We start from the raw sequence: 1712 nt of genomic DNA, 5'->3' as shown, positions 1-1712 counted from the left end.
CGGAGGCGCGGATAGTCGCGCCTCCGACTGTGGTCAGCGTCACAACCCTTAACGGAACAGGGACAGGATGGTTTGTGGTGTCTGGTTGGCGATGGACAATGCCTGAACACCCAACTGCTGCTGGGTCTGCAATGCCTGCAACTTTGCAGATGCCGCTTCCATATCGGTATCGACCAACGCACCGATACCGGACGTCAGGGAATCCGACAGCTTCGAGATAAACGAACTTTGATTATCAAGACGTTTTGCAGAGGAGCCCAACGAAGCAGCCCCCTCAATGGCAGCCGTGAGCATCGTATCAAGTTGCCCGAATGCTGTTGCAGCCGTTGCCGTATCCACGATTGTGGCCAAGGTTCCACCAGTGACCGTTGCTTGCAAATCTGCTGTAGCGACAGAGATGGTTTCAGCCGTTGGCGCAGCGTTACCAACCCGGTTAAGCGAGCCGACAACGGTCAGGTTCGTTGTACCAGCACCAGCACCATCAACGTCCGTGTTCAGCAGGTTCACACCGTTGAACTGCGATCCTGCAATGATTGCATCAATCTCCGCTTTTTTGGCAGTCATCTCCGTAGCGATTTTGCCAAAGTCTGCCGTTTCGGATTGGCCCGATATGGCCAGCGCCTGCATCTCTTTGAGGGTTTCTACAACCCGCTCTGCACCCGCACTCGCGACGGCGACCGTAGACTGGCCTACTGCAAGCGAATCCTGGACGGCATCGAGACCGGATACATCAGATTCCATTACCTTGGAGATCGCCCAGACAGACGCGTTGTGTTTCGCGCTGCTGATGTCCTTGCCGGTTGAGATGGCGTTTTGGGTATTCGCCAGATTGCTGTTGATGGATTTCAGTGTTTGCAATGCAACCATTGCGCTGTTGTTTGTAAGAATGCTCGACATTGAAGCATGTTCCTTTTTCGTGTCGGCGCTTTACGCCGGATAACGTCCGCACAGGTGTGGGACAGGAATGCCATTCTGACCTGTACATCCGCCCCTCATGGGCAGTGTGCCATCCGGGATCGGATGCACTGCCACCATGACCCTCTGTCGCTTACAAAAGTCTTAATTCGCCTGATCCCCTCTGCTACGCATTTTAATAAACTGCGCCGCTCTGGCACGCGCAGCCTTTCACGCACGCTTTTCCAGCTTCGAGGGCGTGGGCGTTACAACCCGTTGTTTCCGCCCCTGGGCATCGTAAGTGTCCAACGCCATCCGCACCTGCCGCAACGCTGCCAGCCGTGTGGCAACGGCCCGAATGCCATCAAGTGCTCCATTCAAAAGCAATTGATTGCGCTGCAATTTTCCCTCTAGAGGCGCGATTCTGTGACGGTTACCACCCTCATCACCCAGCAACATCTCCACCAGCTTCTCCTTGGCTGGTAACAGGGACCCCAACCCTGCAAGATCCCCCTCAAGCAAAAATGCACGCTCTTGCTCAAGCAAAACCTCAAGTTTATCGAAATCAATTTCAGTGGTCATTTGATTGCTCCTTCAACGCTTCAAAAAGTGACTGTGCAAGACCGATGCCGCCGCCTTTAACAATGTATTTGGCCTGCTCCTGAACGAGGAACGAGCCAAACTGCTCCTCTCCGGCACCGCCGCCAAAACTTTCACTGGTTTTTACAAGGCCCGCTGACTGGAGCATTTCCGACAGAAACGCCGCCTCGAGATCTTGCGCAGCCTCCATCAATGCCGCGTCACGCGCTGCCAGAGAT

The 1712-nt window shown here is 54.6% G+C and carries 3 protein-coding genes; all 3 read right to left on the bottom strand.

Annotation, left to right across the window (positions count from 1 at the left end; genetic code table 11):
- Positions 1–48: 48 nt before the first annotated feature.
- Positions 49–897 (bottom strand): flagellin, encoded by an 849-nt coding sequence (locus tag WBC85_RS13875; protein WP_424438363.1) that lies wholly within the window; start codon positions 895–897, stop codon positions 49–51.
- 228 nt (positions 898–1125) lie between these two features.
- Complete coding sequence (locus WBC85_RS13870; protein WP_424438360.1) at positions 1126–1476, bottom strand: flagellar biosynthesis protein FlgN; 351 nt, start codon at positions 1474–1476, stop codon at positions 1126–1128.
- Positions 1466–1708 (bottom strand): rod-binding protein, encoded by a 243-nt coding sequence (locus tag WBC85_RS13865; protein ID WP_424438366.1) that lies wholly within the window; start codon positions 1706–1708, stop codon positions 1466–1468. The genes WBC85_RS13870 and WBC85_RS13865 overlap by 11 nt, the downstream gene beginning before the upstream one ends.
- Positions 1709–1712: the final 4 nt, after the last annotated feature.

The organism is Planktotalea sp. (assembly GCF_049680325.1).
In the GTDB taxonomy this organism is placed as follows: Bacteria; Pseudomonadota; Alphaproteobacteria; order Rhodobacterales; family Rhodobacteraceae; genus Planktotalea.
This window is presented reverse-complemented; position numbering and strand designations above follow the sequence as displayed.

What these genes read in the sequence shown, in the direction of transcription:
- WBC85_RS13875 (WP_424438363.1), bottom strand. Translation starts at nt 897, where the DNA reads ATGTCGAGCATTCTTACAAACAACAGCGCAATGGTTGCATTGCAAACA.
- WBC85_RS13870 (WP_424438360.1), bottom strand. Translation starts at nt 1,476, where the DNA reads ATGACCACTGAAATTGATTTCGATAAACTTGAGGTTTTGCTTGAGCAA.